Annotated in this window: 4 protein-coding genes; 3 read left to right on the plus strand and 1 reads right to left on the minus strand. The window is 36.6% G+C overall.

Annotated features, from left to right (window positions below):
• Positions 1-303 (minus strand): ISAs1 family transposase (locus tag KCG35_RS17260; RefSeq protein WP_373687363.1); only part of this gene is annotated, 303 nt, incomplete at its 3' end.
• 927 nt (positions 304-1,230) lie between these two features.
• Between KCG35_RS17260 and KCG35_RS17265 the strand changes: the two genes are divergently transcribed.
• From KCG35_RS17265 to KCG35_RS17275, 3 genes are all read left to right on the plus strand, one after another.
• Positions 1,231-2,430 carry a multidrug effflux MFS transporter gene (locus KCG35_RS17265; RefSeq protein ID WP_215821043.1) on the plus strand — a complete coding sequence of 400 codons (1,200 nt, stop codon included), beginning with the start codon at positions 1,231-1,233 and terminating at the stop codon, positions 2,428-2,430.
• A gap of 218 nt (positions 2,431-2,648) precedes the next feature.
• Positions 2,649-3,614, plus strand: a complete 966-nt coding sequence (locus KCG35_RS17270) for a diiron oxygenase (RefSeq protein WP_215821044.1) — start codon at positions 2,649-2,651, stop codon at positions 3,612-3,614.
• Between the two features lie 16 nt (positions 3,615-3,630).
• Entirely contained in the window at positions 3,631-4,542 is a 912-nt protein-coding gene (locus tag KCG35_RS17275) for an SAM-dependent methyltransferase (protein WP_215821045.1), read from the plus strand.
• Positions 4,543-4,554 lie beyond the last annotated feature (12 nt).

A 4,554-nucleotide genomic window follows, 5' to 3' on the forward strand; every position in this document is an offset into this window, starting at 1 on the left:
AGTGATTGATTGAACCCATTGGATAAAGCAGTTTTGAAATGAACGAGGGCAAAGATGCGAGAAAAAACGACCAAAGGTGTCATGAGAAGGTATCCCATTAGGCAATTCTAGAAAGCCTTGAAACCATGCTTCTTTGGCCTTACCAAATCGCTCAATAGCAACCCAATCATCTGCTCCACACAACGCAGCACAAATCGTAATAGTAATGATATCAACCAACGTATGACGACGATGGCGTTCAACTCGAGGGTCATCTAAGTGACTAAAATGATCTGCAATTGTATTATTTTTTTCCAATGTTATGCTCTAAGTCAGTTGCTAATCATCCTATTATACTGATTTTGTTGTATTTTTATATGCGATTGCCCTGGGTGTCGGGAGCACCGTTAGTCGTAGAGACCAAGGATGGTCTTCTGCTACGGGAGGAGCAAATGAATTCAAGCATTGCATGAGTACAATCTCTGATTATCACAAACTCTTTTTATATGCAATTGCACTGCCTTCTACATCTAAATAACAGCCATTTTTGCTCATTTGTTACTCCTACATAATTAATGTTAAGAGTGTGGAGGAGTTTCAGCTTATTAACATTACATCAATCTCTATCAAATCAGGTAAGCCTTTCGAATAATTCAGTGTGTTGATTGCAAACAAAGGCTGGAAAGCCCATGTTGAACTGCTTGCCTCATGGATGCGGCAATCAAGCCTCCAAGGAAGGATTCACGGCGTGTTCAACAAGAGTTATCCAGCCTTTGTTTGCCTCTGGCTTATCGAAGAATATTACCATTATCAAATAAGGTATGCATAAGAGAAGGTCAAAGGTTATCGTTAGACCTAACTTGTAGGGCTTGATTTTACTGTACGGTGACATTTTTCAGGCGGCATATACGACCAAAGTATTATATACAAACTAAAATAGCCATGATAAATATGTAGTTAGCAGTGTATAGCAGTTTAACTACGTCGTAGAGTGTGAATATGCAGAAGCAACTAATGGTTTTCACCATTATCCGGTGCTTATATTAGAATCAAGCAAACTAAAGGGTTTCCGTTGTCAGTAGTGTTATTCTGGCTTTCGGTTAATAACAGCCCAGTCAATGGTTGTATACAACGTTTTATTGCTATTTCATTTTTTAAATGAGCTAATAAGCCGCGCAATATGGAAGTGAAAATAAAAGCATCTAAAACGTTGCTAGCATGTGCAACTTGATAGTGAACAAGGTTTAATTTATGGATTCTATTAAAGACAGATTTGATATATTGCCCATGATACTCTTGCTGTCGTTATTAGCAGGGTGTATTGAAGTTGATATGTCGATACCAAGCTTTCCTGACATTGCTGCTGAACTGAATACAAACTTTAGTTTGGTACAAATGACTATAGCTCTCAACTTTGTGGGTTTTGTGTTAGGCGCATTATTTTACGGACCACTGTCTGACAGTTTCGGGCGTAGAAACGTTATTCTGTCGGGTTCTGTTGTGATGCTTATTGGTGCTTTGGGCTGTGTCTTCTCTACCAGTATTGAGTTTTTGCTATTATCCCGGTTGATACAGGGAATAGGTGCGTGTGCGCCAGTTGTTGTTGTTTTTGCAATCATTTCAGATAAATATGAAGGCGTGAAAATGTATAGTCTTTTTGGGCTAGTAAATGCATTCATGTCTATTGCTATGGCTATTGCGCCACTTGTAGGTGGATGGGTGAACTATTATTTGGGATGGAGAGGCAATTACGCAATTGTCGCGCTGATTACTTTTGTATCTGTTATAGCACTCTTTATATTTTTACCTGAGACTAAAAAAGATAAGACTCCAATCAATTTACGTTTTCTTACTGAAAGCTATTCCAAGTTAGTATTTAGTAGTAAATTTGTAATATCTTCGCTTGTACCCTCATTGCTGTTTGCTGCATATATGGTTTTTGTAGCGTCAAGTGCCTTTTTGTATAGAGAAACATTTGATCTATCTGTTGCTCAGTTTGTTGCTCACTTCTTTTGTGTCGTCGTCTCATTTTCTATCACCAGCTTACTATCAGGAAAGTTAATTACTATTTTAGGTGGAGAATCTCAAACTGAGAAAATTGGTATTTTTGTGGCTATATTCAGTATGCTTATGCTCGCTGTTCTGGGTAATAATCCTTTAATGCTAACACTATTTATGAGTATGTTCTGTATTGGTTTTGCCTTGTTGTATCCAATCGTCTTTGGCCGCTCAATGAGCATTTTTCCGCAGATATCTGGGGTGGCCTCTTCATTTAATATGAGTACTCGTTCGTTACTGGTTGTGGCTGCTACCAGCTTAAGTAGTTATTTGTATAATGGAGAGCCTCAGCAGATGGCTTATATTATGTTAGGTATTGCATTGGTTGCATTTGTGTTATCAATGATGTTTTATCTTCAAAAGGATAAGGTTTCACTCGCAGACTCTATTTAATTAACAAATATAAATTAGTCTATGCTCTTCATGACTTTTAAAGCGAAAGTTGTTGTACATTAAGCTTGTTCGTGAAGGGCATCTATATTTAAGGTGAAGAGTATATAACAGGGTTGATATTAATAAAGGTGGAACTTTACTATTCAATATACCTGTGTAACGCACATTATTCCTCTGCTTGATGTCTCTACAGTATTAAAAATGAAAGTGAAAAAATTATGGCATTAGAAACCAGTGTTGGGAATACACAAAGCTTTGGCTTGTCATCAAAATATGTTGAAAAGTGGGAAAAGCGATCATCTATAAGAACTCGCCCAGAAAAGAAAATTGATTTTGAGCTTGATGGTTTCTTTTTTCCTGAGGATAAACAGCCAGTTTTATTAGATCGAAGACTTAAGGATATTAGTATAGAAAATAAGTCAGAGTTAATGATTAGATCTTTATTTAAATATCTGAATGATATTGTTACGTTAGAAATAAAGCTAATAAACTCTGCTTGCAATAAAATTATCTATAATGATCTACCTGTTGCTTATCCTGAACAGATAAAAATGAATGCTTATACGGTTATTATAGATGAGTACTACCATGTTTATGTTGCCAGGGACTTAATTAATCAGTTAAAGGCCAGATTTCCCTACCTGACAGAAGATGCTCTACCTGATTCTGACTCGTTTTGTGCAGTTAATGAAATTATGAAGCGACTGGATGCGGAGCATCATGATTTATTTGAAATAATTGCTGTATGTATATTTGAGACTACTTTAGTTAAAGAGTTGGTTGAATTTTTTAAGTCAGAATCGGTTCACCCATCGATTAAGAACTATGTAAATGATCACATGAATGACGAATCACGTCATTATATTTACTTCCTGGAGCTTCTGCAGTATACGTGGGATAGGTTACCTGATAAGGCACGAAGAGATATTGGCGCTAATATCGCTGACTTCGTGAAAATGTATTTGAATATTGAGTCTGAAAAAGAGTTTAACCTGAATTACCTTGACAGTATTATTGCTGACCATGAAGAGAATAAACAGACAGTAAATACTATTTATAAAGGCTTTGAAGTAACACCAGATGTTCCCATTGTGAAAAATGTAATAAGTGCATTAAAAAGAACCGGGTTGCTAGATGATGAAAATGTTAAGTCTGGGTTTACTAACATTGGGTGGATTATTTAGGTAGTATGGTTGAATTATGGAAAAGATAATTTCACATAAAACTCATTCGGAAGTTTCTATATCCCCTGACACACAATCAATAATTGATGCAATAAAGAATAGGGTAAGAAATAACTCGCTCAATTTAATTTTGCCTCTTGAGGATACGCTTGCGCTTGTTGATGAATTAGCTGAGTTTGATCTAGGGCGATTTCTGCTTCATAACCGAGGTTTAAATGGTTATTGGACGTCTTATATTTTTACTCAACAGTGTGACTCAGAAAAAGAACATCCATTAAAAAAATGGTTGATGGAAGATTCTCTGTTAAGCCAGGCACGTGAAAGATTCCATCGATTTAAGTATTTACTTAAAAGTGAAATTTCAACGGCTAAAACTGTTGCTTCTATACCATGTGGCGTGATGGATGACTTACTGGATCAAGATTATAGCCATCAGTCTGAAATCCAAATAAAAGGCATCGATCTTGATCCTGAATCTATTTCTCATGCTAAGGAAAAAGCAAAAAGAGTAGGGTTATCGAATTTATGTGATTTTGAAATTAGGGATGCTTGGAATTTAGATTATGAAAGTGTGTTTGATGTTATTACCAGTAATGGTCTTAACATGTATGAATCAGCGCCAGAAAGGTTGATAGCGTTATACAGTAACTTTGCAAAAGCGCTTAAGCCGGGGGGGCGTTTATATATTAGTTTTCTTACCCCTCCTCCGCAAGTCGGGGATGCTGGATGGGAAAAATACGGCATTCCTGAAGAAGACTTAAAGCGTGAGTTTTCTATTTTTGGTGATATTTTACAAGCGACTTATCTGAACTTTGTAAGCGAGGAAGAAATTAGGCATCAAATGCAGGAGGCTGGACTGCAGGTTACCGATGTATTTTATAACGAACGTGGTGTGTTACCTGTTTTGAAAGCAGTCAAGCCAAGTTGAAGGGTAGTTTAG

Origin of the sequence: Zooshikella harenae, assembly GCF_018837975.1 — a bacterium.
GTDB classification, from domain to species: domain Bacteria; phylum Pseudomonadota; class Gammaproteobacteria; order Pseudomonadales; family Zooshikellaceae; genus Zooshikella; species Zooshikella harenae.